We start from the raw sequence: 23,843 nt of genomic DNA, 5'->3' as shown, positions 1-23,843 counted from the left end.
GATGAATACGCTGCCAGAGAGAAAGTTAAGCATTGTTTATGGTGATGAAATTATTGATTTTGAGGTGCTTGAAAGTCCTAGTCGTACTCAAAAGATACTGATTAAAGTCTATGCTGATTGTCGGGTGGTTGTATCAACACCGTTAAATACAGATGATCAAACAATTATTGAAGCGGTAAAGCAGCGTAGTCGTTGGATCTATAAACAATTACGAGAGTTCCGTGAACAAAGTAGATTTATCACGCCTCGCAAATATAAAAGTGGTGAAAGCCACTTTTATTTAGGTAAACAATATCAATTGAAAGTGATTCATGATGATACCAAGCCAAAAGGTGTAAAACTTCTAAGAGGAAGATTGGAAGTAAACACCTTGGATATGGGTCTTGAAAGTATTAAATCTTATTTAAATGAATGGTATAGAATCCGAGCAAAAGTCATATTCGAAGCACGTTTGCAACATATTCTAGAACAAGCTTTATGGGTTGAAAATTACCCTGATATTCGTTTGATGACCATGCGAACACAGTGGGGAAACTGCTCCCCATCAGGTTTACTTACGCTCAATCCTCATCTAGTTAAAGCGCCTACAATCTGCATTGATTATGTGATTCTGCATGAACTTTGTCATTTGGTTGAACATAATCATAGTGAGCGTTTCTACCAACTATTGAATCAAGTTATGCCTGATTGGGAGGTAGTGAAAGAGAGATTAGATAACATGGCTGTGAAGTTTTTTGATATTTTATAACAAGTTTGTTTCAGCGGTGGAAATTCGGTAAGGGGGAACTCTTCCATATAATTTATAAACTGATTAAGGTATGTGGCATAAGTGAGCTTAAATTTAAAATATTGTAATTACAAAACAGCAACTTATACATAAAATATCAATGAATGGCTTTTCAGGAAGTTTGTGCAATGTAAGCCTATCGTAAGCTATAAAAAGGGAAATTTAATATCTCCCTTATAGATTACAAATATGAAAGCTGTATTTGAGATGCAAAAAAAAGCTTTTGCTCTAATTCCTCATTCCACAGTCCTTCATCTTCCATACCTTGTTTTATATTTTTGAATATATCATCAGATAAGGTAACAGTAGATGATATAGCTGAATATTGAGCTTGAGGTAAGCATTCATTCAATAAACCTTTCATAGTATTGATCAGTTTATTTCGCCAAATAGTTGTTCGTTTTGATTTATATTGCTCAAATTGATCTTCGGCAACGGAAAGAAGTTCTTGTATTTTTTCACCAATATCAAAACGAACTTGTACCCACGAATTTCACTTGCTAATGGTGAATTTTTTACAAACTCATACAGGGCGTGTTATGTAATTATTTGAAGTTAATTGCTAGTCATGGTTTATTGCCGGCATATATAATGAAATATTAATTAATTGCTTATGTTATCGTAGGGTTGGGTTGATATGCCTATTTTATGAGCGAATTAAAAGAAGGACGGCAATGATCGATGAAGACTATTTCAAATACAGAGAAGCCAATTTATTAGCTCAATGGGATAAAAAACTTGCCACGGTACTAAAAATTCAAGAACTTGAGGCAGAACTCAAAGAATTTAGCTATATCCAAACATGTCGCAAAGATAAAAATACAGCAAGCTATGCACGTTTAGAACGTAGTATAGAAGGGTTTAGAAACCGCATAGCCCGCTTAAAAAAACAACTTTATACGACCTAATCATCATTTTTAACAAAGCAGTGTTAGTACACTAAAATGATTGAATAGCTTAGGTCAATCACTGAACTTTAGTCAGATGTTTAGATGTTCTCACCTCGAATCACTTGCTAGTATCTCGAGAGAAAATTCTATTTGTATTTATTACTGTTTTTAGAAAACTATCAGTGTAAATTTACGGTCAAAATAGCCATAGATCTTTTATTAATTTAACGTAATATTCTGTTTATGTAATTTTAATATTTATATTTATTTATAAAACAATAAATTATTTAATTTTTATTAAATATAGGTATATATATCCATACAATACTGAGAACGATGGATTCAAATATAACGACACATTTACACATTCTTCTTGGTTATTATTTATTAAAAATCGCTTGGAAGTCGTAAAGGATTTGCTCAAAGAAGATGGCCTGGTTTTCATTCAATGTGATGACAATGAACAAGCATATCTAAAAGTTTTAGCAGATGAAGTCTTTGGTCGTGAAAACTACTTAAACCAAGTTTCAGTAAAAATGAAACAAACGTCTGGTGCTTCTGGTGGTGGCGAAGACAAGCGCCTGAAGAAAAATATCGAATATATTTTGATTTACACCAAAAATATGAATAGTGAGAATGGTTTTAAAAAGTTCAACGATTTCTATGACGAAGTAGAATTGTTTGAATATCTAGAAACCATGAAGCAGCTTAAAAAGAGCTGGAAGTATACGCGTATCTTAAAAAGCGTTGGTACCAAAGAGCACATTAAGACATTAACAGATGGTTCAGGTGAGCCGATTGAGGTTTATACGCATAAAGGTGTGGTTCTAGAGCCGATCAAAAAGGTGATGGAAGAAGAAAACCTGACTGAAGCTGAATGCTATCTGAAGTACTTTGATAAGATTATGCGCGACACGAATGCTCAAAGCTCAATTAGAACACGCGTGATGGAAGGTGTAACCGGGGATCATGAGCTATTAAGCATTGAATATGTGCCTAGATCTGGAAAAAACAAAAATAAGGTAACGACTGTCTATTACAAGGGTGCCAAGTGCGATCAAATTGCTTGGTTGAGTGATATTGCGGTCAAAAGAGGGAAATATATCTTCAAGCTTGAAAAAGCTGGCACCTTTTGGGATGGCTTTCCGCTGAACAATTTAACAAAAGAGGGTGGTGTATTGTTCCCGAATGGGAAAAAACCAGAACTACTTTTACAGCGTATTATTGAGATCGCCACGGATGAAGGAGATCTTGTGCTCGACTTTTTCTCAGGTTCGGGTACTACGGCTGCTGTGGCGCATAAATTGGGTCGCAAATGGATTGCGATTGAGCAGATGGACTATATTGATGAAATCACCAAAACACGCTTAAAACGCGTAATAAACGGTGAGGACGGCGGTATCTCTAAACTTGTAAATTGGAATGGTGGCGGTTCATTTGTTTATTTTGAACTGAAGCGCTATAACCAGGCCTATCAAGATGGAATCTTGGCTGCAACAAGTAAAGGTGAGCTGGACAGTATTTATAATGAAATGGCTCAGAATGCCTTTTTAAAGTTTTGGTTTGATAAAAAAGACTTTGAGCGTGAGGAATCATTTAGGGCTTTATCACTAGACGATCGTAAAGTGCTTTTATTGCAAGTTTTGGATGAAAACCAGCTATATCTAAACCATGCAGATATGTTGGATTCAAAATTCAAAGTCACTCAGGAAGAGATTGCGCTCACTGATAAGTTTTATGGTGCACCTAATGTCTAGATTAAGCCCAACATTGGTAAAAGATACCTTAAAAGACTTCCTATATTATCGTATTGAAAACGACAGTGAATACATTGAGTGGGCTAAAAACTTTACTATCCCTCGCTATATCACTGATAACTTGTCGCGTACTTTAAGGGGGTATCAAGAAGAGGCTGTAAAGCATTTTATCTGGATCTATGATCAAGATCCGACTAAAGCCAAACACTTACTTTTCAATATGTCAACTGGTGCCGGTAAAACGCTCACCATGGCTGCTGTTATTCTCTTTTTATATGAGAAAGGCTACCGTAATTTCATATTTATGGTCCATCAATTGCAGATTATTGAACAGGCCTATATGAACTTTATTGATCCGCAATTTGAAAAGTATCTTTTCAATAAGAACGGCGTGAAAATCAATGGACGTTCTATTCCTGTTAAAGAAATCAAACTCTTTCCAGATTCACAAGGCAACGCTATTAACTTTATGTTTTTAAGTACGGCGTTCCTCTACAACAAACTTGTGAATGAGGTAGAAAATGGTTTGTCTGCAGAAGATTTCTTGAATAATAAAATTGTTCTGATTGCAGATGAAGCGCATCGACTTAACGTGAATACACGTAAGAAGATAAAAGAAGATGATGAAGCGATTACCAATTGGGAAACTTCGGTCAATACTGCAATCAAGGCACGGCCAGATAATCTTTTGCTGGAGTTTACTGCTACTGTTGACTTGGGCAATAGTGCCATCCATAGGAAGTATCAGGACAAATTAGTCTATAAATACGATTTCTTGAGATTCAATAAGGAAGGTTACAGTAAAGCGGTTTGCTTCCTTTACAACACTGAAACTCAGATCGCCGATCAAAAACGCTTATTGGTGATTAATGCCGTTGTATTGAGTGAATACAGACGTTTATTCGCTGAGCGTGATATGCAAGTCACGATCAACCCAATTATATTGGTGAAATCAACCAACATTAAACAAAGCAAGCTAGACCGTGAATTTTTCCATAAGGTGATTAATTCACTTAAGCCACAAGATTTAGATTATCTGAAAAAGCTAAGTGAAACCAATCAGACTAATTTGCAAGACGCTGAAGATAGCTTTCGTTTCTTGCGTCAAATGTTTGCTTGGATTGCCTCTCCGAAGTCTGGTCTATCCACGATCAGCGATAGAGATGGTTTAAAATCATTTATTTCTGAAATTAAAATTCGTTTTTCTTCAGATAACACGTTTGTTTACAACTCAACGGATAAAACCAATTCAACTTTGTTGCCGATTTTAGATGATCCTAAAAACTATAATCGGGTGATATTTTCAGTTGATGCACTCACAGAAGGTTGGGATGTTTTAAGTCTCTATGACATCATTCACTTTGATATTTCTGCAGCGAAAAAAGTATCGCTGCAAGATATTCAGTTGATTGGCCGTGGTGCTCGTTTATGCCCATATAAACTGCATAAATCATATCGTTTGAATAATGATAACCTTGACTTGTTTGATAAAGAACATGGCTATGAGTTTGACCAGTACAAACGTAAGTTTGACAATGCGATTGATGAATACGGGCGTGTACTTGAAACGTTCATGTACCACTTTGTTAAGACTGGCACGTTTTACGACAACTTAAAGTTAGAGCTTCTAGGTGAAGGGATTATTAATAAATCCACTGAAAAGCACACAATCACGCTTAAATCTGACTTTATGAACAGTGAGACATATAAGAAAGGTTTTGTCTTAGTCAATCAGCAAGAATTTAGAAATAAAACGACTGATTCTGAGATTGATACGACTTTTAAGCGTGAAATCAAAGCCAGTGCATACCAATTGCATGCTGGTAGCTTGACCGACAAGCAACAGAATCAGATCCAAGCTGAAGTTAACCATAAAACCATCGATCTGACTGAAGAATACTTTAGCCGACCGGTCTTGAAAAAGGCGCTCGTTGCGACTGAAGGGAACTTTTTTAGATTTAACTATCTAAGAGAGCATATCGTTGGGTTAGATAGTATGGATGAATTAATCGATAACTACCTACCGCTTTATCAGATCCGCTATTCATATACTGAAGATAAGGATATTCACGATCTGACCATTGATGAAAAATATCAGCTACTTTTGGGCATAATTTTACCTGAGGTACGTAAGGCTATTGATCGTCATATGCCACGTATCACGGGTAGTAAAACCTTTAAACCTAAATCGCTGTCTACTGTTTTTCAGCAAGAGAAAAACATTTACTTGGTTGCTTTCCCTGTTGAAAATCCTGATACGGGTGAAATCACTGTCAATGCTCCAGACGAACGTGCGATCGCACAATCGTTGCACCCAAATGAACAACTGAAGTTTAATGTTGAGGGTGCCGATTGGTATGCTTATAGTGAAAACTACGGTACGAGTGAAGAGAAGCTATTCGTAAAATTCATTTCGACTCAAATTGATGCCCTTAAACGTCAATATAAAGATGCTGAAATTTACTTAATACGTAATGAGCTAGACTACTGGTTATTTAGTCCTATTGATGGCCGTAGATTCAGTCCAGACTATATGTTGATCGTGAATGATACGGTGAACCAAGAGATGTACTATCAATGTTTGATTGAGCCTAAAGGCGGTCATTTGTTGGTGAATGACGAGTGGAAGGAAGAAGTACTGATCAGCTTGAGTGACGAGAGTTCTGTAATTTTTGATCCAGATGAAGAGGATGACGAAGGTTATAAGAGCTTCTTAAAAGAGGTGGAGAGTATGGGCTATAAAGAGATTAAGTGTTTAGGCTTCAAGTTCTTTAATAGCGATCCTCGTGGTGAAACTGATTTTGCATTGGATTTTAGGGCAACATTGCCACACTAATCTTGAAAACATTGACTCAAAAAGAAGCCCCGATATTCGGGGCTTTTTCATATCTGCTTTTACATATCGAACGACTGTCCACGTTCGTTAGTTTTGTTTAAATTCTGCGGTTCTATACCATACAGCTTTAGACCATCACCTAGAACGAGATCATCTACACGCTTTTCAAAACGAGTAAAGAAATCGTTCAGTCTTTGGAAGACTGGTGGTTCATCTAACAGTTTGGCCATGTTGTTTAATGTTTTACTTAGACTGTTCACAAGATTGAACTTTTGTTGACGGTCCAAAGACAAGCTGTTCGATGTATCTAAAAGGGTGGTGAGGCTTTCTTGAACCTTTAGATAGTTTTGATCATTGGTCACATTACTGACAATCAAATGCACTACTTTGTTTTTGATCTTCAATGTATCCAGATTCAATTGATCAAATGCAATGGTCCTATCAGTAAGATTTTCTCTAAATGTTTTGAGATTCTGCCACTCTGGATGTGCAGCCTCTAAATCAGATAAAACTTTCATGATTGACGCACGGTATTCGCTATCAGACGCACTAATCACAAAAAGTTCAGGATACGACCGCTTCTTAGAAACTTCTTCCTGAGCTTTATTGAGCTTATCTTCAGCGACAGCAATTGAACCCTCAACATCGGCAGTACTAATACCAGCTTCATGAATTAACTTTCTAGCTTTATACATTTCTGCTGAATGAAGCCAAAAAGCGGTAAAGATAGCTGACTTAGCGTAGCTTTGATGATCGATACCTTGCTGAAGATTTTGTTCGGGAATGGTCGAACGATCCACACTCTGCAATTTAACTGTATCTTTGTTGATGTCCTTGGATACATCAATATGTACTTTGGTATTTTGCATGCTATCCATACTTGGGTTTGTGCTACTGGTTGGTTCTTTGGCACCCATTTTCTCGAATTCAATATCACCGGCTTTAATCTTTTGATGGCCATCTGCAGTAGCGACAACTTTCAAAACATCATTTTGAACTTTGGTGACATCAATTTCAGAAAGGATCTCCATATAAGACTTAATGCCCTCAAGAGTCATGACGGGCGTAGATACGGGTGCCGTAGCGGTTGGAGTTGGTTTATCATCAAATGCTTTATCAAATGACGGCGGTTGGTACTTTGGTTTTGCATAGGATTTCGTGCTACCTGTACCAGCTGGTCCATCATAGTTAGCTTTTGATAGATCTTGTTTACGCTTTTCAATATTTGCGTTGTAATTTTCAATATTTGCTTGGTTTTTAGCACGTATGTTCTGCAATTCCAGATATTTTTCATCTGATTGTGCAATCACAATGCCGTAATTCGGTTGGTATTCTTTATTAGGGAACTTGGTTGCATAAGCTTCGCGTTGACGGTTGTAGCGGTTAATTGCATACGCAACTTCAGGGATCTTGTTGTCTATACGTTTGACGGCGTTATTCAGTTCTTTTGCCAACTCTGCAGCTAAACGTTCAACACCTAAATATTGACGAGCATCATCCCAATCAGAAACAGATAATTTATTTTGGAAAACCGGGGGTAGGGTGATACGTGTATTTTCATGTTTGCTCACATCACCTAACACACCACTTAATGAAAAGTTGTGACAAGCTTCTTGTAAGCCAGGATTCAAACCAGACTCAAGCGTTTGGCCAGCATCGTTATCATAACCAACAAATATATTGGCTTCAGGATTGATACTGCAGATAAGCTCAGCAACACTTGAGATATTGGATTTACTGTATGACGCTAAAACTTGTGTGTTTTCTGCAGTAAAACCCTCACCCAATAAACCAAGCTCTAAACCAGCATCCAACGCCTTACGTGCGCTGATCGCTGTTGCCCAACCCTCCTTGATCAAATAGTTCTTTGCATTCGGGTTAAAGACTTCATAGCCAACATCAGGATTTTTGCTAACAGGCAAGAATGCATCTTTCGTTTTGGCTTTATCAAAAAAGTACTTACCCTTATGCAGTACTTCTTCAAGCTTGTTGGTTTCTTTGTTGCGCTTTTTTTGGCGATGGTGGGTGATACGCTGTAAATTGACGACTTTGTTATTGGTGTCAATTAACGGTGCAAGAATGACAGCTCTGCTTTTACGTAAATCAAAGCCTTTTTTCTTTTCGCCCTCAAGCTCAGGTTCAAAGTTGATGAAATGCTTTTGATACGCTAATACATTCTCTACTGTTTCAACGAGAAGCTGTTGATTGGTAGCTGATTCAGGAAGTTCACGCTTTACTGCTTCAATGGCTTCATCACGGGTAAAGTTATCTTTACGCATGATTTTAGCGCCGTATGGCTCTAGGTTCTTTTCAACCATATACGGCATTTGTCGAATGTCGCGTTTAAAGGTCTGAAGGCTTCCAGTTTTATTATTAAAAAATGAATCGTCAATAATTTTACCAGCACGTTGCCACTCAATACGGATAGCGATTTGTGCAGCTAAGAGCTCTTTTTCTTGTTGAAGTAGATGCTTCTTTTGAGCTTCTTCAAACTCACGTACACGGCGATCAACATCTTCTTTGCTTGGTGGTTTGTAGTTAGGGTTTGAATCTCGTTGAGGCTTGATTACGTTCTTATAGTGGTCAGCAAAAGCAATTGAGATTTCAATGTCAGTTACACCAAAGCGGTGTCCTTTGAGTACTGGCCAGTATTCACCAGTATCACGGTTCATGTTTGGATAGATCCAATACATCCCTCGTGGTTTGACATTGTTGCTACTTGATTTACTAGGGTTATCTGATTCGGTGAGGCAAGGCACTTTTTCATCAAATACGGTCACGAATTGATATTTACCAGATGACTTGAATACGAATCCGTAGTTTCGCTCCAGTTCTTCTTGGAAAAACTGAAACATCGTATTTAAATCACAATTATGTCGGGCGCTCGGTACTTTCTCAGCCATAACAATTCCAATTTCTAATATATATTTAGGTGCAATGTGCTACCCAGGTTGCATAGGACTATTAATCATATGCTTAAGAAAATTTATACTTTTAGTATATACCGATTCTAAAAACATTTCTGTTTAATCTTTAATATAAGCTATGTCTAATAAAGGTTTAAAGAAAAATTAAAAGCTTTAATTTATTATTTTAATAAAAAATGTTTAAGCCCTCAATGTTATAATTTACAGATATTAAATAGGTTATGAATGACCACTTATTTAGGGTTAAATTACTTTTAATAATTTGAGGCTTTATATGTCAAAACATATTTTTTTGGGTTCTGTTGTAATCAATGGCAACGGCAATGTATACAGTTCAGGTTCCAACTATCAAATCGTTGGAAGTGGCAAACCAGTGACTAAGCAAGTACCTGTAAACCCATTTAACGAAATCTGTATGAAAGGTCCAATGAGTCTGAAGTTTTTTGCTTCAAGTGTTTCTAAAATGGAAATTACTGCAGACGACAATATTGTAGATCTTATTAGTGCGACTTTTCAGGGGGGTGTATTGGTTTTAGCTATTCAGGACAATGTAAGTTTTAGTACTTGTTCACCGTTAGAAGTATCGATCAGTCACCCAAATTTAAAAGCTATTGATTTAAAAGGTTCAGGCAATATTCAGGTCTTAAATCTTAATGAAGATAAATTCACAGCAAGTATTAGTGGATCTGGAAATATGGATTTAGACGGTACCGTTGAACACTGTGTCTTATCTTTGAGAGGTTCAGGCAATTTTGATGCATTACCATTGAAAAGCAACAATTTAGAAGTGGCACTATCTGGTTCAGGCAATATCTTTTGTACAGCTATCAATTCTGCTCAAGTACAGCTTTCAGGCTCAGGCAACGTTAAAGTTTATGGCAAACCAATCCATAAGTCACAAAACCGAACTGGTTCAGGAAACATTAGTTTTAAATAGGTCGATAAACCTAGTGCAATGAAAGTTTAGAGAAAAACAAACCCCAAAAGTTTGCTACCTTTGGGGGTTTATGTTTGACATTCAAATTATCGAAATAAAAATATTATTAATGAAGTTTTCGGACCATTCAGGATCGTTCGATTTACTCACAATATCTTTGAGCCAAACCTTTAATGATTCAATTGGATAATCTGCATTTTTGTATAAATTAATCACGGCGATAATCTGTTGATTCAGTGCTGTTGTTGAATCATTACGTGCGATCATTTCTACAAGTTTTGTGTAGGCCTGAAGGAGTTCTGGTTCTTCAGCTCCAGTGACTTTACGGGGTTGTTTGCTGATCTGTTCAAGAATTTCAATAAATTGTTCTTTGACCAGCTCAATCGGGTGGATCTGACTAAATCCCTGTTGAGTCAGCAAAGCATATGCACGTAAAACCAAGCTAAACCAATTCTTTTTGGTCATGCTATCAGGATAGAGGCCTATATCATCCAACTGTTGTTTGATGCCAAAGAATAGGGCGCTGATAGAATAGTTCGGGTTAACCGTGCTTTGAACTGCAGTCGTCCACACGGCATTTTGCATTTTATGACGTATTACATCACGCGTGTATTCAACGCCGTACAAACACTTAAAATCGTTCCAGTCACTTAGATCTAACTGTTCATCAGTAAATTCAGGTCCAATCATGGCTGCGTTTACAGCTCGGCATGCTTCTGTTGCGTAATAGATACCGGGATTGCGCTTTATTTTGCTTTCTAATGCTGTTTTATGGTCATTATCATTGAAGATATAGAAGCGTGAAAACGGGAATTCGGCACGGAAATCACGTACTACATTCATGATGTTGCCAGCCACGTACACGACAATGACTGGAATAGAGTATTGAATTGATTCTGCAATTGCTTCACCAGTGGCGTAGCCCTCACAAAAGATTATCCGATCTTGGTTCCATGCATCCAATGGATCTTTAAATAAGATTTTGAAAGCGCCGTTTGCAAGTACACCACGTAATGTAAACTTATCTTCACCACGCTTGTTTTTATGTTCAGCGATGGTCTGAAGGAAAATGATTTGATTTTTGAGGTTTTGCCCCTCAACTAAAAGCTTGTTCTGACGTAGCGACTGTTGATCTAGATCTGGTTGCAGATCAATAATACGGTTCAGAATAATGGTGCTGTTCTTGTGTTGAGGGTAGTACTGGCTGACATAATCAATCAGCTCATTTTTAGTGAAGTTGCTTGGATTGTACAATCTAGCATGACTGAAGCTAATCTGCTTTTTCACATTGTAGTTGTGTGGACGGTTTGGTAAGGGTAGGCTTCTGGCCCATTCAAAACCCATATAGATTTGAGCCAATATCTCTTGGTCTTTTTTGTTCTTCTCAGCACTTTTGCATGAGCTTAAGAAGCGTTTAAGATCTTCTTCTTGCTGTTCCTTGGTATATACGGTATCACCACGTTGCAGATCCATTTCTTGAATGTATTCATACAAGCTGTAAGTGAAGTTTGCACCGCCAGCATGAAACCAACCATAAGACATACGTGCGTTATCTAGATCTACAAGATACCAGGCCGTTTTTTTCTTATTTTTTGTGGCGTCATTGTGGTGATTGGTTCTGAGGTAAATACGTTTAGAGCTTCGTTCAAGCTGAAAGTCACTCTCACGATCAAATACAATGCCCTCATTTTCAAGATGCGATCTAAATATTTTAGATAGCGTACCAATATCGATACCATACTTGATCATGAGGGGGTTCATAAATAAAGAAACTCACTTATAAATATTTTATAACCAGCGGTTGAGCGACTACATATTTTGATGGGTTGTTAGTTTGCAACGTGATTTCATGAGCGTAATGCCATGCCTTAGTGATACGGTTTAGGATGACACTTTCAAGGTCGTCTTCTAAGAATTCGTAAAGATTAAATCGCACGTTGTTTAAGATCAGTTTTTTATAACCTTTCACAAGGGTATTTAAAAAATTCTGGGATTGGTCCATAAAGGCGTTAACGTCAGCATCATAACTTATTGTTTTATTCACGACTGCATTATAAAAGTACTGCTCAGAATCAATTTTAATAATATGCATCTGCTCTAAGAATGACTCTAAATAAGCTGGATGCATATTTTTACTTAAAAACTTACAGATCCGCTTATTCTTGTTGTCGTTAAAATAGATGTATTTAGAGGTTAGCTCAGCATTAATCACTGTGACATATTCGCCGTCCACACGAAACTTCACGGTATTATTGTTGGTGAACTGCAGCATTAATTCTGTGAAGATATAGCTATCTAACGTTTTTTCATGCCTAAACGTCTGCTTGTCCAAGAAATTACTGTTGTACTGAAGATCTGCAACATTGGCATAGCTTTGAACGAATTGAGCGATGTCATTGTGCATGTTTTGGGTGTCTAGATCCGATACTTCAGTTGAAACCGATTGAAAGGCACTATTTTTATAAAGATGCCCCAATAATTCTGTTTGATTGTAGTTTTTAGGTTTAACTTTCAAGCCAACAGTAAACTCGTCTTGCTCATAATTCCCTTTAATTAGATTGCTTAAATAACTTTCAGCTTCTTGAAAAGATACGTTTCCAAGGTTGTCTAAAAATGATTTTAAGGAAGTGCCATCTAATCGTACTGCAACATGAGATATAAATGATGGATCGAACTCGAAACGCATAATACTTCATTGATTGAAATGGGTATTAAAATTATATAACAGGTTTAAGGAAAAAAGAATGAAAACCTTTAAGTATTATTACCATAAAAGTAATTTTGAATTGATTTAATAAGTTTAGTTTCGGTTTCTTGAGTATATAAACTACCTGAAATTAGTTTTAAGCCAGTATCAGTTTTAAGCCAATGTAGTGTATTAAAATGGTCATTAGCGATATGGCTACTCTTGTGCATGCGCGACACAAAACCAGTGTTCAGACCAGTATCAAACAGGCGTGGACAACTTGGTGCGTGGACATGATAGAGGACTTCACGGCGTTGATTGCTAGAGGGTGATTTACCTACGCCACGGCGTACTGGCATACCTTTGTGCTTTCTATAACTATTGAGAAATGAATCAATCGTATCGTTATACGTGGGTTGCATCAGGTAGCCACGGTGATTGTAGATGTCAGTTTTAGGATGAATAGAGAAATTAAATAAGCTAAGCATTTTACCAAGTAAGATTAATAGCTCAGGACTACCTTTAAGGTTGGTACCAATCAAACTATCTTTAATGGTTTTAATAGTATCCGTGCGATACTCTAAAACCACATAGTCCCCCCAATTAGAGGTTAAGCTTAAAGGATCTTCATCAGATATGTTGGCTTCAGTATCTTCATAGCAAAACACGATGATCAGTACTTTAACGTTGTTTCCGTTAAACAAAACTTCGTTTTGATGCGCGAAAAAACCATATAAAGGTTTGTCGTTGTGTCCTAGACCTGGTGTATGAATAAAGTTGGTCCACTGAAAGTAGTAATTCAGCAAATGACCATCGACATAGCGACCGTTTTCATCATTCAATAGGGTGCGATATACATCATTTTCAAGCTTTAGCACGGGTTGGCTGTACCGCCAAGCGCTCAACGCTGCAGTCGTAAATGCAAAGTCATAAAAGTTAAACTCAGGGTTCATATTTTTATAGAACAATGCATAAGGCTGTAACACACTTTCCCATACCTGTAATGGGATAAAGATGTTGGAACCCCACTTAGGAATCTCCGCAAAATAACCAGTGCCATAGGTATGATTTACGTTATCCCAAAACAGGCGTTCTAGCTGTTTATAGTCTGGAATGTCTTCGCTTTTAACCAATGATGCTGTACATAATGCTAACTTTTTCTCCAGTGCCAATAATTGACTGACAGGAGGGTATAAGCGACCAGCTTTTTGCGTAAAAACTTCCGCATTCAACTTTGATATAACATCAGCAAAGATTGAATCTTTCACTATACTGGTCTTCCATAAAAGGTGTGTGAGGGTGGCTAATTAGTATAAGGCATTCTAACAAGTTGTATGTATTCTATAAGGCGTAAAACTCTAAAAAGTTGATAATATATATCAGTTTTTAAAGCATTCACATTTCATACATAATTCTAACCTTGCTCAAATATAACATCATATTGTTTGCGATTTCTAAACAACAGTTTAACTAATCTGCAATATATCAGGGTAGAGCTGAGTATAGGGCTTAATCATTACTTTTGTTCAGCATGAGATAATAGTTTGTGGAATTTCCGTGAATATGATTAAAAAAGCTTTAAAACTTATTAGAGATCGGTTATATTACGAATCAAGGGATATTACCCTATTTAATAAACTATTAGACTGAGATTGTTCTAATAGTTTTTTTTTGCCCTTTTTTTGACATTTCCTGTTTTTTCTTCTATAGCTTCTGCTATATTTCTCCATATTTTACTCTATTTTTCGTTATTTTGATTAATTTTTAATCAATGTTAAAAGCTTAAATAATCAACAACTTAGCCATTTATACCCACTACTATCCACAAAAACCTGTGCATAAAAAAACCAAATATTAAATCCCAAAATGGAATTTCTTCAATTTTAAGCTATAATTATGCTCATAGTTTTAATCATTGTAGTGGACTTAGTTATGAGCCATGTAGACCAAATAGAAACGATTAAAATTACTAACCGCGAAATCGGAATATTGCCTAACAATGTGCCAGTAGTAGATCAGTTTTTGAATAACTACCGCACACATAAAGCATCAACGACTCATTCAGTGGCTAGTAATTCACCTTTAATGAACATTACCAATTCAATGCATGTGCATCGAGTAGAAGATTCCCCCTATACTCAACCTATTCGTAAACTTCATTAGAAATAAAAAAAGCAGCGATTTCGCTGCTTTTTTATTGCCTATTGGATTTCTTTAGTGCTGATCCATATAGCTTTGAGTGAGCTTCTTACGCTCGTAATTCTCTTTGAGCTGTATGCCAATACCAATAATTATTATAGGTAAAATGGCTAGGGCAAAAAGAATGCAGATCGAATCAAAAATTGGCCTGGGCATATGAGCGCATTATTGCGGATTCGCATTGGTTAATTCCTCCAGTGTTGGTGGTTTTGTGGCGACTGGTTCATTTGCTGGTGCTTCAGGTGACACTTCTGGTACTTCAGGTGTTGAATTTGGTTCTTGTTGTGGATCTAACTTGTCTTCATAAGACTCTTGTGGAAGGCTATTGCTTGCAACAAAGTTATCTAGAATATCCTGAGCCTTATATGCCTTATTGCATTCGTCATTTGAGGCGTACATTTCTTTTTGTACGCTATCGTCTAAATACTTTTCTCGGCCATCACTAACATCATCGCTGTAATAACCAGCTTTCTTAGCAGAATCTATATAAATGGAATAACAAATATTTAAAACATTACTACGCTCGTAATCATGTTTGTAATACCAGTCAATACTACGTTCCTTTGCATCGGTTTTCGTATCTTCAAGATATTGATCTAAGCGTTTTTCTTGTGGCGTAGACGAACACCCGATGATTAACAATGAGGTGCTTAAAACTATAAGTTTTTTAATCATGGTTTTAGCTTAAAACAAACGATACCTTTATAGTACAACATTAATTCGTTAAATAATATTTTTGGAATTTTAATTTGTGACGGTTAAACAGTGCATTTTCAAACAATTAAGCCATTTTTTCCCATAATTTTAGATAAATATTGTTGCCTTTTTTCGCGTAGATTATTGAAAACAGGAAGTAATTTAACCACTTGAAATGTTCATCCAACTAAAGATTAAGAAATAAGCCCTTAAAAGTGTTTGTTTATCAACCCTTAAACCTATTTAAACATTTTAAAATTGTATATACTTAAACCATTACTAGATTAACTTCAGTAATTATTACTAAAGAAAGTTAAAAATTGGATGAATTTTAATGAGTAGTTTGTTCATAGTAGAGTCACCCGGAAAGGTCGAAAAAATTCAACATATCTTGGATGACCTGTATCCGCACGAATTCGTTGTACGCGCTTCAGTTGGCCATGTATGTGATTTACCTAATCATGAGATCGGTTTCTCATATCCAGCCTTTGTTCCTAAATACGAAATATCTCAAAATAAAACACGCGTTGTTCAAGAATTAAGACAGGCTGCTAAAAATGCAGATACGGTTTTCCTCGCAACTGACTTGGACCGTGAAGGTGAAGCCATTGCATATCACTTAAAACGTATCCTGAACTTATCTGACGATCAGTATATTCGCGTCAAATATAACGCTATTGATAAAAGTACGATCGCTAATGCACTTCAAAATGGTGAAGAGCTGGATCAAGGTATGGTGGCATCTCAAGAAACACGCCGTTTCCTTGACCGTATGATTGGTTTTTACTTGTATGAGCCAATTTCAAATATTTTAAAAGGCAAATTTCCTGTTGGCCGTGTTCAATCTGCCGTACTCGTTGTGCTTGGTGATTTAGAAGATCTACTGAAAAACTTCAAATCACATGAACATTACAATCTTGAAGTAACTCTAAAACAAGGTTGGGCTGCGAAATGGGATTTTTCTAAGTGGCTTAATCCTGAAATGAAGGATGTGCACAATAACCAGTGGTTAGATAAAGCTTCAATTACCCGTCTACAAAACGTAATTGATAAAAAAGAATTAACCATTACCAGTGTTGAAACTAAGCCATCTTTCCGTAGTGCTCCAGCGCCGTTTATTACTGTTGATCTGCAAGCTGCAGCTGCAGCGCGTCTTGGTTTGGATCTAAAACAAACTATGGAAGCAGCGCAAAAGTTATATGAAGGTGGTTATATCACTTACCATCGTACTGATGCTGCTGTAATTTCGCCTGAGGGGATGCAAGCTCTAGAAGCTTTTGGTGAGAGAGAGGGCATTGCGATTATCGGCAATAAAGCCAAATCTCGCGATGGTGCTCAAGAAGCACATGAATGTATTCGTCCTAGTGACTTCTTTACCTTTGAAGCTGGTGAGGACCAAGTTCAAAAGGATCTATACCGTCTAATCTGGTTGCGTACTGTTGCATCGCAAATGGCTCCAGCTGAATACGAAGTTAAATCCGTTATAGGTGTCTATAAAGATGTCACTCTCAATGTAGATGGTGAAAGCATTACTAAAGATGCTGAATTCAAAGCTTCTAGCCGTATCTTAAAAGAAGATGGCTGGTTGGGCTTATTAAAGACCTACAGTATTGATGAAAATGCACTTGAATACGTGGACGGTGAAGAAGATTCAGAAAAAGAACCTGAACATACGCTACCTATAGATATTGAAGTCGGTCAAAACCACAATGTTATTGCTGGTAAAGTTATCGCGACCAAAACCAAACCACGTTCACGCTACACCGTACCATCATTGGTCAAATTACTTGAGAAAAAAGGAATTGGTCGTCCTAGTACTTACCAATCAATCTTTGAACGGTTAATCAAGCACGGCTATATCAAGCTTGTTAAAAAGAAAATTGAAGTTACACCGCATGGATTGAAGTTGATTCAAAACATTAGAGGTAAGTTTAGTTTTGCAGATCCGCTTTACACCAAAGAAATTGAAGAAACACTGGATCTAATCGCTACTGGTGATGCCGATTATAAACAAGAACTCCAAAAGTTCCATTTAGGGATTGAAAGTGAATTAGGACAGTTCTCAAAACATTGGCTTGATTCATTCCCTGTCTACAAATGTAATAACTGTGATGACGGACGCATGTTGCCGAAAATCGGTACCAATCGCGACAAAACAACATCGGTCTACTGGTCATGTAATTCATGCAAAAGTTCAGCGCCAAACAGAAATGTTGATGGTAAAGATGAACCGGGTAAGCCAACTGTACGTGAGCCAACTACTCATTTATGTTTATGTGGCAAAACACTGACTCAGGTTACAACTGATAAATCTGTATTTTTTGAGTGCTCTCAACGTGCGTTCGTAGATGGCACCTGTAAAGAAACATACCGTTCTACAAATGACGAAAGCGGTAACTTGGTTCCTGATTTTGACGAATATCGCCGTAACCATACATACAAATGTCAGCTTGAAGGGTGTGGCGGTTGGTTGCGTGAGTTAAAAGGTATTTCAACTTCTTCAGGTAAGCCGTATCACTTCTTTTCTTGTGAAAAATCCAATCCAAACCTGAAAGGCAAAAAATGTAAGTCGGGTCCATTAGAGGTGTTCCCTGATGGTAGTCCTAACTACGAGCCAAGATTCCAAGTGACCAAAACAGAGTATCCATGTATCTGTAAAAAGCCTCTTGTACATACCAAGTACCGCAAAGAACCTGGTGTTTACGAAGAGCGATACAGTTGTGAAGCTGCATCATGTAAACGTTATTTCGACATATTGCCAGATGGATCACCAGATACCCAACTTACAAAATCTCGCACTGGCAACGAAGCCAAGTGTTTTGAGTGTGGCCAGACCATGATTCAGTCTGCATTTAATTTACGTGGTGAACGTAAGTATAAATGGGATTGCTTTAGCTGTGGTGCAAGTGGATACGACAACAACGGTGAGCCAGTTCAACGTGGCAAAAAGAAAGCCAAGTCTAAATCGACCTCTAGAAAAGCTAAATCAAGTAAATAATTGAATAGGTGAATAAATGAGTAATCACGAACCAGATGATATGGACAACATCGGGAAGGAAGCTGAAGAAGCGATCAAAATCCAACCCGATGATGAACATGTAAGTGAGCCTGAACAGCCAGCCAAGACAGCAAAGAAGGGCAAAAAAGTAAACATTGATGAAAACTTTTTTGCTAAGCATAAAAAGCTAATCTTGATTGGCGGTGGTGTTCTTTTCTTTTTGTTATTTGCTGTGGTTATTTTTGGCAATCAAAACATCGAAGTTGAACGTCCACAACAAAGCGATGTTGAACTTGAAGCTCGACTGCAGAGTGAAGTTGCAAGACGAGTAAAAGAAGAAAGTATGAAATTGGCTGCTCAGCGCAATAAAATTATCGACCGTATTAGTCGTAACTTTGACTGTAACGCACCACAAGTATTCTGTCATGCACAAGATACGTCAGAACCGTATTCAACTGTCGTTTCTAGTTTGCAGAACTTCCAATTTCAGCCAGATACGCCGTATGAAGTTTACATTGAAGTCTACCCCTTGAAAGTGGATGCCCAAAACCCACAAACAAGTCAGCGTAAAGGAAGTGTTTGTAGCCCGAACAACGTGCACCTTTTCTTATGCCAAAAAATCGTAATGAAAAATCCTGCGCTTATGGCCAATCAGATCCGCGAACTATATGCGCTACTAACGCCGTCTATGACTTATCGCTTGCAGATCAGCAGTCGTCCAATTACGCCAAGTGACATCGATCTGACATTGATTACTACCGAACTGGACAAAATGAATGCCGATTCTGCAACTGCTAGTGAACCTGAATTGGAGTGTGTACCGCCAGATCCTAAAAAAGATCCTGTTGCGTACAACTTATACGAAACAGGGGGCATGTCTTGTCAAGACATCATGAAGGACTTAGCTGCACGTAAGACAACTGCTCCAGCTGGTCAACCTGGTCAAGCTCAACAAAGTGGTGGTGAACAACCACAACATCCTGATGCATTTGGTACGCCAGTAGCAACACATTAAACATACTAATAAGAAACGGATTGATTTTGGTTAATCCGCTATTAATTGGCTTTTGGTTGAGAATACTAATTTAAGCATCTGTTTATCAAATAGATCTTAAAAAAATGAAACAATAAAATGCAGATTTATTCTGCATTTTTTAATTTTCACATTACAATAGTTTAAATTCGCAACTTTTAAGCAACCGGGTACGCTATGAACAACCCAACCAAAATTCAAGATCTGCAAGTGGCAGATTTGCCGTCCACGTTTAAGCTGAAGAAAAAACATAAAGAAGAAGTTTTTCTGAAGTACAAAGAGTTGAATGAGGCACTATTCAAAGTAGGGTACATTCCAGTGACGTTCTCAGACTTTGTGCATGCACTTATAGAAACTGGCGTAAAGGGATTTTCTGTCGAAGAATATGTCAACGCTCAATTAAACTCTTAATTTTAGAACTCTAATTATTTTTTTGATGTCAAAAAAAATGGACCACATTCGTAATCCATTCCTTTATTTTCTTTAACGATTAACTTTCTATTTTGGTACCACACTGAGGGCAAAACAGCATATTGTCCTGAAGTGGTTCACCACATTTCACACAAAACATATTCTTTTTCGGTTTGATGATCACTGGTACTTGATCTGATAGATCCTGACTGTGTGTTTCAGGGTTATTCATCAATCCAAGATGTGTACCATGTGTTCTTGGTGAGCTTTTATTGATTGCGCTATTCATCTGGTTCATAGATGACATGCGGTTAATATCTACTTCAGACGTTGGGGCAACCACAATGCTTTGGCTTTTGGCAAAGTCGGCTAAATGCTCTTTCAGTACAACAGCATCATCAGTACAAGCAGTCATGCTCAAGATCGCACGGTTTTGATATTTACCGAAGGTCGTTGTGCTAATTTCAGCGTACCAGACACGTAACGTCATGGTTTCAACATTGATGACTTCTTTTTGTGATTTCACGCTGTCGTCAAGGTAACGGCCAAAGTTCATTTGAGACAATTGATAGCTACCTTTAGCCTCAACCCATATTAGTTTTGATACAAAGTCAAAACGGCTCCATAGGTAATTACCGTGCTCAAAACAAAACTTCCCTAAGATCCACATCGATACACCAAAGAAACCATAAGTGAAGTCGCTAAAATCCAGATAGCTTCCGTTATATAGACCTTTGGCAAAAATAGTCATTAATACGACTGAAGCAATAAAACTTAACAATCCAAAACTATTGAGGATGGCTAACCAGCGATACTTTTCTTCTTTGAAGCATGAGCTCAATGTCATATCACGAAGGGTATTGATTGGCACTGGTTGAGTTTCTTCTAAGATCTCACCCTCAAAAGCACCGTTTTTACTGCGAGAGTTGATAACTGGCAACTGGCGTGAATAGATTCTGTTAGGAATAGCACTTTCCCAATTCTTTTGTAGATGGCGTTCAAGTTCATCAAACAATTGCATTGGTTGGCAATTCATACTCAAACTATCCTGAACGACTCCAGCACTGGCTTGTGGTGGCTGTTTTACCATTTGAGCAATCACGGCCAAGAAGAATATCGCAATCGCAATCAGCGCTGCAATTAACGTAAAAATTGCTTTATCCATGCTTGGCAACCAAATAGGTGCAACTGCATGTTGGGTAAGGATAGGAACCAATACAGGTCCAAGAATGGCGACTAAAACCAAACCAATGACTTTAGATAAACCAATTTCTTGTGCACCTGAGTTCGGATTAGCCATAGGACGCAATAAAACAATCAAAATAATGGCGTTGTAAACAATCCCAAGCCAAGCACCTGTATTGGGTGATGCACCCACATACGCGATTAGAGCACTCACTAAGGTAATCAGAAAAACAATCGCATTTTGAAATTGAGCTTCTGCAGCGTTACGGATGAATAATGGCGAAAAAATAAGATTAGGGAACAGTGAATATAGAATCCCGTTCACTGAGCCTTTTGGTTCTTCATAAATCAAAGCGCTTTGGCGTAGGATCTCTTTAATATCGGTTGCACCAGGATAAGCACCAGTTTCTTGAATGGATAACTCCTGTGCAAGTCCGGCTGGTTGATCACGACCAAAGTAGAACTTTAGGTTTGATAAGCCTGTGGTCAGCAGTAGAGCGCCATAACTGAACATTGCTAGACCAACTATAAGCGGTGGTAGTGCAACAAATACACCGTTACTGAATAGACCTTTTGCACTGAAAATTAAGCTTAGGCCAGCCAGCATAAAAACGATGGCACCGATCACTTTAAAAATGTTTTCTATTCGGTAGGGATTAGGGAATTCAAACCGCTTATCTTGCGAGTTATATTCATATGCCATTTTTAATACTCCTTAACGCATTTATCTAATTACGTTTTAACTGGTTAATTATAACTAAGTCGTGGGGTATAAAGTTTTTTTAGTTAAAATGAATCACTGTTTTAGTTAAGTTTTAATAAGGGAATTTAAAAAGTATTTTAAAGGCGCATTAAAAAAGGGGATAACGAATCCCCTTTAAAGATGTACCAAGCTTATGTGCTGTTATTTGTTTTGATCTGCTTGTTTTTGAGCATCTGCAGCTGCAGCGTTCAGCATAGAAGACATATCATTTGGCTCGTCCTCTTTTGGTGGATTTTGTTCTGCAGTTTTTTGATGTGCATCAAAATCGTGGCCCTCAACTTTTGAAGGTTTTTCATTATCGACATAAGCTTCACGCGCTGCTTGTAGGTCTGCAGATGGATCTACTTTGTCAATTTGTTCATCTGGTTGAATAGGTTTTGATTGAGATGTTGATTCTTCTTTTTTACTACAACCAACTAAAACCAAACCTACAGATAATAAGCCAGTTAATAATAGAGTTTTGAATGACATTTAATCGCCTCCAGCGAAACATAAGCAAAGGTATAGTCACATATACTTATAATGTATATACCAAAATTTAACTAAAACTAGTCCGTTGTATAACGTGACCTTTATAAAAACGGTTTAAGTATATACCAATTGCAAATTTTCTTGTTATCGGCTGAAAGCTAATAGAATAGGGTATCGCTTAACGACACTATATAATGGCAAAAAAAAACCACCTTTTACGGTGGTTTCACTAGTTTTAAAGATTAAATCTCTTTAAGGTCTAGATTTTGTTCGCAATAACTACGTACAGCTTCTTTATCTGAAGGATCTAAACCCTTTTCAATCATTTCTTCACGTAACCATTTAATTACTTGACCGCGACCAGCCCAACGTAAGCTGTTGTTTTCACGGTGAACCCATTCATGCGTTAGCTTACGTTTTTGACGTCTTACAGGCTCAACTTTTGTGGTATCAATGTGGTTGTTTTTTAGATATTCACTAAGTGTATGGATGTCCACAACACCATCGGCAGTAATTTTTTCTGAAATGATTGCATTAATGGCACTAACAGCATCGTGAAAAGCTTTATTTTCTTTAACGACTAGTTGTTGTTGAAGTTCTTCAATATAATTCTGAAGTTCAACAGGTGACATTTGAGCAACATTTTCTGGTTTTGATACATTTAACATGTCATTAGTTCCAGTATTGCGAGTTAAGTTGTTCATGATTAAACCTTTAGAAATATATTTGAAAATTAATTCAAAATATCTCTTACGACAAAACCATTTTTACACATTTACATTATTAAAATCAATTAGAGTTAATCGTATTTATACCTAAATATACCTTGAAATGGTTTTTCTTATAACTTTTATGTCTGGAATTTCCTTAAACCTAATGACAGGAGTGCCAGCACTCTTCAAAAGCTCGTCACGCCTTTTATCTTTATCCTGGGTATATTTATGATAATGCCCATCAAGCTCAATAGATAATATAGGATTGTAGTCTTCATCAACAATCAAATAGTCCACGTAAAGCCTAGAAAACTGATTTCGGGTACTTATGTTTTGCGTGGTCATAAAAGCACTCATGCTTACTTGCACCAAAATGTTGCGTGATGGAATGACCTGTTCTAGTGCATCAAGCATTATAATCTCGTCTTTTGTAAGGACTTTTTTAGATACAAGCTCCTGATTCTTTTGAGGCTTACGATAGCCTTTTTTTGAATTCTTTTTGGCTTTAGTTTTAGGTTTGCGAAATACGCCACATAAAGCAAAAACTAACTTAT

At 37.2% G+C, this 23,843-nt stretch carries 18 protein-coding genes; 8 read left to right on the top strand and 10 right to left on the bottom strand.

The window, feature by feature from the left end:
• Position 1 precedes the first annotated feature (1 nt).
• Entirely contained in the window at positions 2–748 is a 747-nt protein-coding gene (locus C9E89_RS18125; protein WP_057081905.1) for a M48 family metallopeptidase, read from the top strand.
• Between the two features lie 220 nt (positions 749–968).
• Here the strand turns inward: C9E89_RS18125 and C9E89_RS18120 are convergent, their stop codons facing one another.
• The gene (locus C9E89_RS18120) at positions 969–1,151 is read right to left on the bottom strand and encodes a hypothetical protein (RefSeq protein ID WP_057081906.1); all 183 of its coding nucleotides are present in this window, start codon (positions 1,149–1,151) and stop codon (positions 969–971) included.
• 310 nt (positions 1,152–1,461) lie between these two features.
• Between C9E89_RS18120 and C9E89_RS18115 the strand changes: the two genes are divergently transcribed.
• The 3 genes from C9E89_RS18115 (at position 1,462) to C9E89_RS18105 (ending at position 6,270) form a co-directional block, all read left to right on the top strand.
• Positions 1,462–1,695, top strand: a complete 234-nt coding sequence (locus C9E89_RS18115) for a hypothetical protein (protein ID WP_057081907.1) — start codon at positions 1,462–1,464, stop codon at positions 1,693–1,695.
• A 230-nt stretch (positions 1,696–1,925) separates the two neighbouring features.
• Entirely contained in the window at positions 1,926–3,434 is a 1,509-nt protein-coding gene (locus C9E89_RS18110) for a site-specific DNA-methyltransferase (RefSeq protein WP_308469681.1), read from the top strand.
• Entirely contained in the window at positions 3,415–6,270 is a 2,856-nt protein-coding gene (locus C9E89_RS18105) for a DEAD/DEAH box helicase family protein (protein WP_322887904.1), read from the top strand. Before C9E89_RS18110 ends, C9E89_RS18105 begins: the two co-directional genes overlap by 20 nt.
• Before the next feature lie 59 nt (positions 6,271–6,329).
• On the opposite strand, the gene C9E89_RS18100 is transcribed toward C9E89_RS18105, so the two are convergent.
• Positions 6,330–9,029, bottom strand: coding sequence for a hypothetical protein (locus C9E89_RS18100; protein WP_228199064.1), 2,700 nt, complete (start codon positions 9,027–9,029; stop codon positions 6,330–6,332).
• A gap of 442 nt (positions 9,030–9,471) precedes the next feature.
• Between C9E89_RS18100 and C9E89_RS18095 the strand changes: the two genes are divergently transcribed.
• Positions 9,472–10,134, top strand: a complete 663-nt coding sequence (locus C9E89_RS18095; protein ID WP_058952595.1) for a GIN domain-containing protein — start codon at positions 9,472–9,474, stop codon at positions 10,132–10,134.
• An 81-nt stretch (positions 10,135–10,215) separates the two neighbouring features.
• Here the strand turns inward: C9E89_RS18095 and C9E89_RS18090 are convergent, their stop codons facing one another.
• The 4 genes from C9E89_RS18090 to C9E89_RS18070 all read right to left on the bottom strand — a co-directional run bounded on the left by C9E89_RS18090 (position 10,216) and on the right by C9E89_RS18070 (position 15,661).
• Positions 10,216–11,883: a virulence-associated e family protein gene (locus C9E89_RS18090; RefSeq protein ID WP_228199063.1), complete on the bottom strand. Its 1,668-nt coding sequence runs from the start codon at positions 11,881–11,883 to the stop codon at positions 10,216–10,218.
• 28 nt (positions 11,884–11,911) lie between these two features.
• On the bottom strand, positions 11,912–12,820 hold the full coding sequence (locus C9E89_RS18085) for a hypothetical protein (RefSeq protein ID WP_058952597.1): 909 nt from the start codon (positions 12,818–12,820) through the stop codon (positions 11,912–11,914).
• 68 nt (positions 12,821–12,888) lie between these two features.
• Positions 12,889–14,052, bottom strand: coding sequence for a hypothetical protein (locus tag C9E89_RS18080; RefSeq protein ID WP_171518606.1), 1,164 nt, complete (start codon positions 14,050–14,052; stop codon positions 12,889–12,891).
• A gap of 1,132 nt (positions 14,053–15,184) precedes the next feature.
• On the bottom strand, positions 15,185–15,661 hold the full coding sequence (locus C9E89_RS18070; protein WP_227520115.1) for a hypothetical protein: 477 nt from the start codon (positions 15,659–15,661) through the stop codon (positions 15,185–15,187).
• Between the two features lie 388 nt (positions 15,662–16,049).
• Here C9E89_RS18070 and C9E89_RS18065 point away from each other — a divergent pair, with 388 nt between their 5' ends.
• The 3 genes from C9E89_RS18065 (at position 16,050) to C9E89_RS18055 (ending at position 20,157) form a co-directional block, all read left to right on the top strand.
• On the top strand, positions 16,050–18,713 hold the full coding sequence (locus C9E89_RS18065; RefSeq protein WP_107009726.1) for a type IA DNA topoisomerase: 2,664 nt from the start codon (positions 16,050–16,052) through the stop codon (positions 18,711–18,713).
• Between the two features lie 16 nt (positions 18,714–18,729).
• On the top strand, positions 18,730–19,728 hold the full coding sequence (locus tag C9E89_RS18060) for a hypothetical protein (RefSeq protein WP_043041428.1): 999 nt from the start codon (positions 18,730–18,732) through the stop codon (positions 19,726–19,728).
• Positions 19,729–19,923: 195 nt separating this feature from the next.
• On the top strand, positions 19,924–20,157 hold the full coding sequence (locus C9E89_RS18055) for a hypothetical protein (protein ID WP_005028471.1): 234 nt from the start codon (positions 19,924–19,926) through the stop codon (positions 20,155–20,157).
• A gap of 79 nt (positions 20,158–20,236) precedes the next feature.
• On the opposite strand, the gene C9E89_RS18050 is transcribed toward C9E89_RS18055, so the two are convergent.
• From C9E89_RS18050 to C9E89_RS18035, 4 genes are all read right to left on the bottom strand, one after another.
• On the bottom strand, positions 20,237–22,045 hold the full coding sequence (locus C9E89_RS18050; RefSeq protein WP_005006206.1) for a zinc ribbon domain-containing protein: 1,809 nt from the start codon (positions 22,043–22,045) through the stop codon (positions 20,237–20,239).
• Positions 22,046–22,246: 201 nt separating this feature from the next.
• Complete coding sequence (locus tag C9E89_RS18045; RefSeq protein WP_038350046.1) at positions 22,247–22,576, bottom strand: hypothetical protein; 330 nt, start codon at positions 22,574–22,576, stop codon at positions 22,247–22,249.
• 242 nt (positions 22,577–22,818) lie between these two features.
• Positions 22,819–23,280 (bottom strand): H-NS histone family protein, encoded by a 462-nt coding sequence (locus C9E89_RS18040; RefSeq protein ID WP_038350047.1) that lies wholly within the window; start codon positions 23,278–23,280, stop codon positions 22,819–22,821.
• A gap of 111 nt (positions 23,281–23,391) precedes the next feature.
• Positions 23,392–23,843, bottom strand: a 452-nt coding sequence (locus C9E89_RS18035; RefSeq protein ID WP_107009725.1) for a DUF2726 domain-containing protein, incomplete at its 5' end; no start/stop codon positions are given.

The organism is Acinetobacter sichuanensis (assembly GCF_003024515.2).
In the GTDB taxonomy this organism is placed as follows: Bacteria; Pseudomonadota; Gammaproteobacteria; order Pseudomonadales; family Moraxellaceae; genus Acinetobacter; species Acinetobacter sichuanensis.
The sequence above is the reverse complement of the archived record's forward strand: the minus strand, read 5'-3'. Positions and strand labels throughout refer to the sequence as shown.

Bases quoted from the DNA above. Each gene is read 5' to 3' on its own strand.
- C9E89_RS18125 (WP_057081905.1), top strand. From the start codon at position 2: ATGAATACGCTGCCAGAGAGAAAGTTAAGCATTGTTTATGGTGATGAA.
- C9E89_RS18120 (WP_057081906.1), bottom strand. From the start codon at position 1,151: ATGAAAGGTTTATTGAATGAATGCTTACCTCAAGCTCAATATTCAGCT.
- C9E89_RS18115 (WP_057081907.1), top strand. From the start codon at position 1,462: ATGATCGATGAAGACTATTTCAAATACAGAGAAGCCAATTTATTAGCT.
- C9E89_RS18105 (WP_322887904.1), top strand. From the start codon at position 3,415: ATGGTGCACCTAATGTCTAGATTAAGCCCAACATTGGTAAAAGATACC.
- C9E89_RS18095 (WP_058952595.1), top strand. From the start codon at position 9,472: ATGTCAAAACATATTTTTTTGGGTTCTGTTGTAATCAATGGCAACGGC.
- C9E89_RS18090 (WP_228199063.1), bottom strand. From the start codon at position 11,883: ATGATCAAGTATGGTATCGATATTGGTACGCTATCTAAAATATTTAGA.
- C9E89_RS18085 (WP_058952597.1), bottom strand. From the start codon at position 12,820: ATGCGTTTCGAGTTCGATCCATCATTTATATCTCATGTTGCAGTACGA.
- C9E89_RS18065 (WP_107009726.1), top strand. From the start codon at position 16,050: ATGAGTAGTTTGTTCATAGTAGAGTCACCCGGAAAGGTCGAAAAAATT.
- C9E89_RS18060 (WP_043041428.1), top strand. From the start codon at position 18,730: ATGAGTAATCACGAACCAGATGATATGGACAACATCGGGAAGGAAGCT.
- C9E89_RS18055 (WP_005028471.1), top strand. From the start codon at position 19,924: ATGAACAACCCAACCAAAATTCAAGATCTGCAAGTGGCAGATTTGCCG.
- C9E89_RS18050 (WP_005006206.1), bottom strand. From the start codon at position 22,045: ATGGCATATGAATATAACTCGCAAGATAAGCGGTTTGAATTCCCTAAT.
- C9E89_RS18045 (WP_038350046.1), bottom strand. From the start codon at position 22,576: ATGTCATTCAAAACTCTATTATTAACTGGCTTATTATCTGTAGGTTTG.
- C9E89_RS18040 (WP_038350047.1), bottom strand. From the start codon at position 23,280: ATGAACAACTTAACTCGCAATACTGGAACTAATGACATGTTAAATGTA.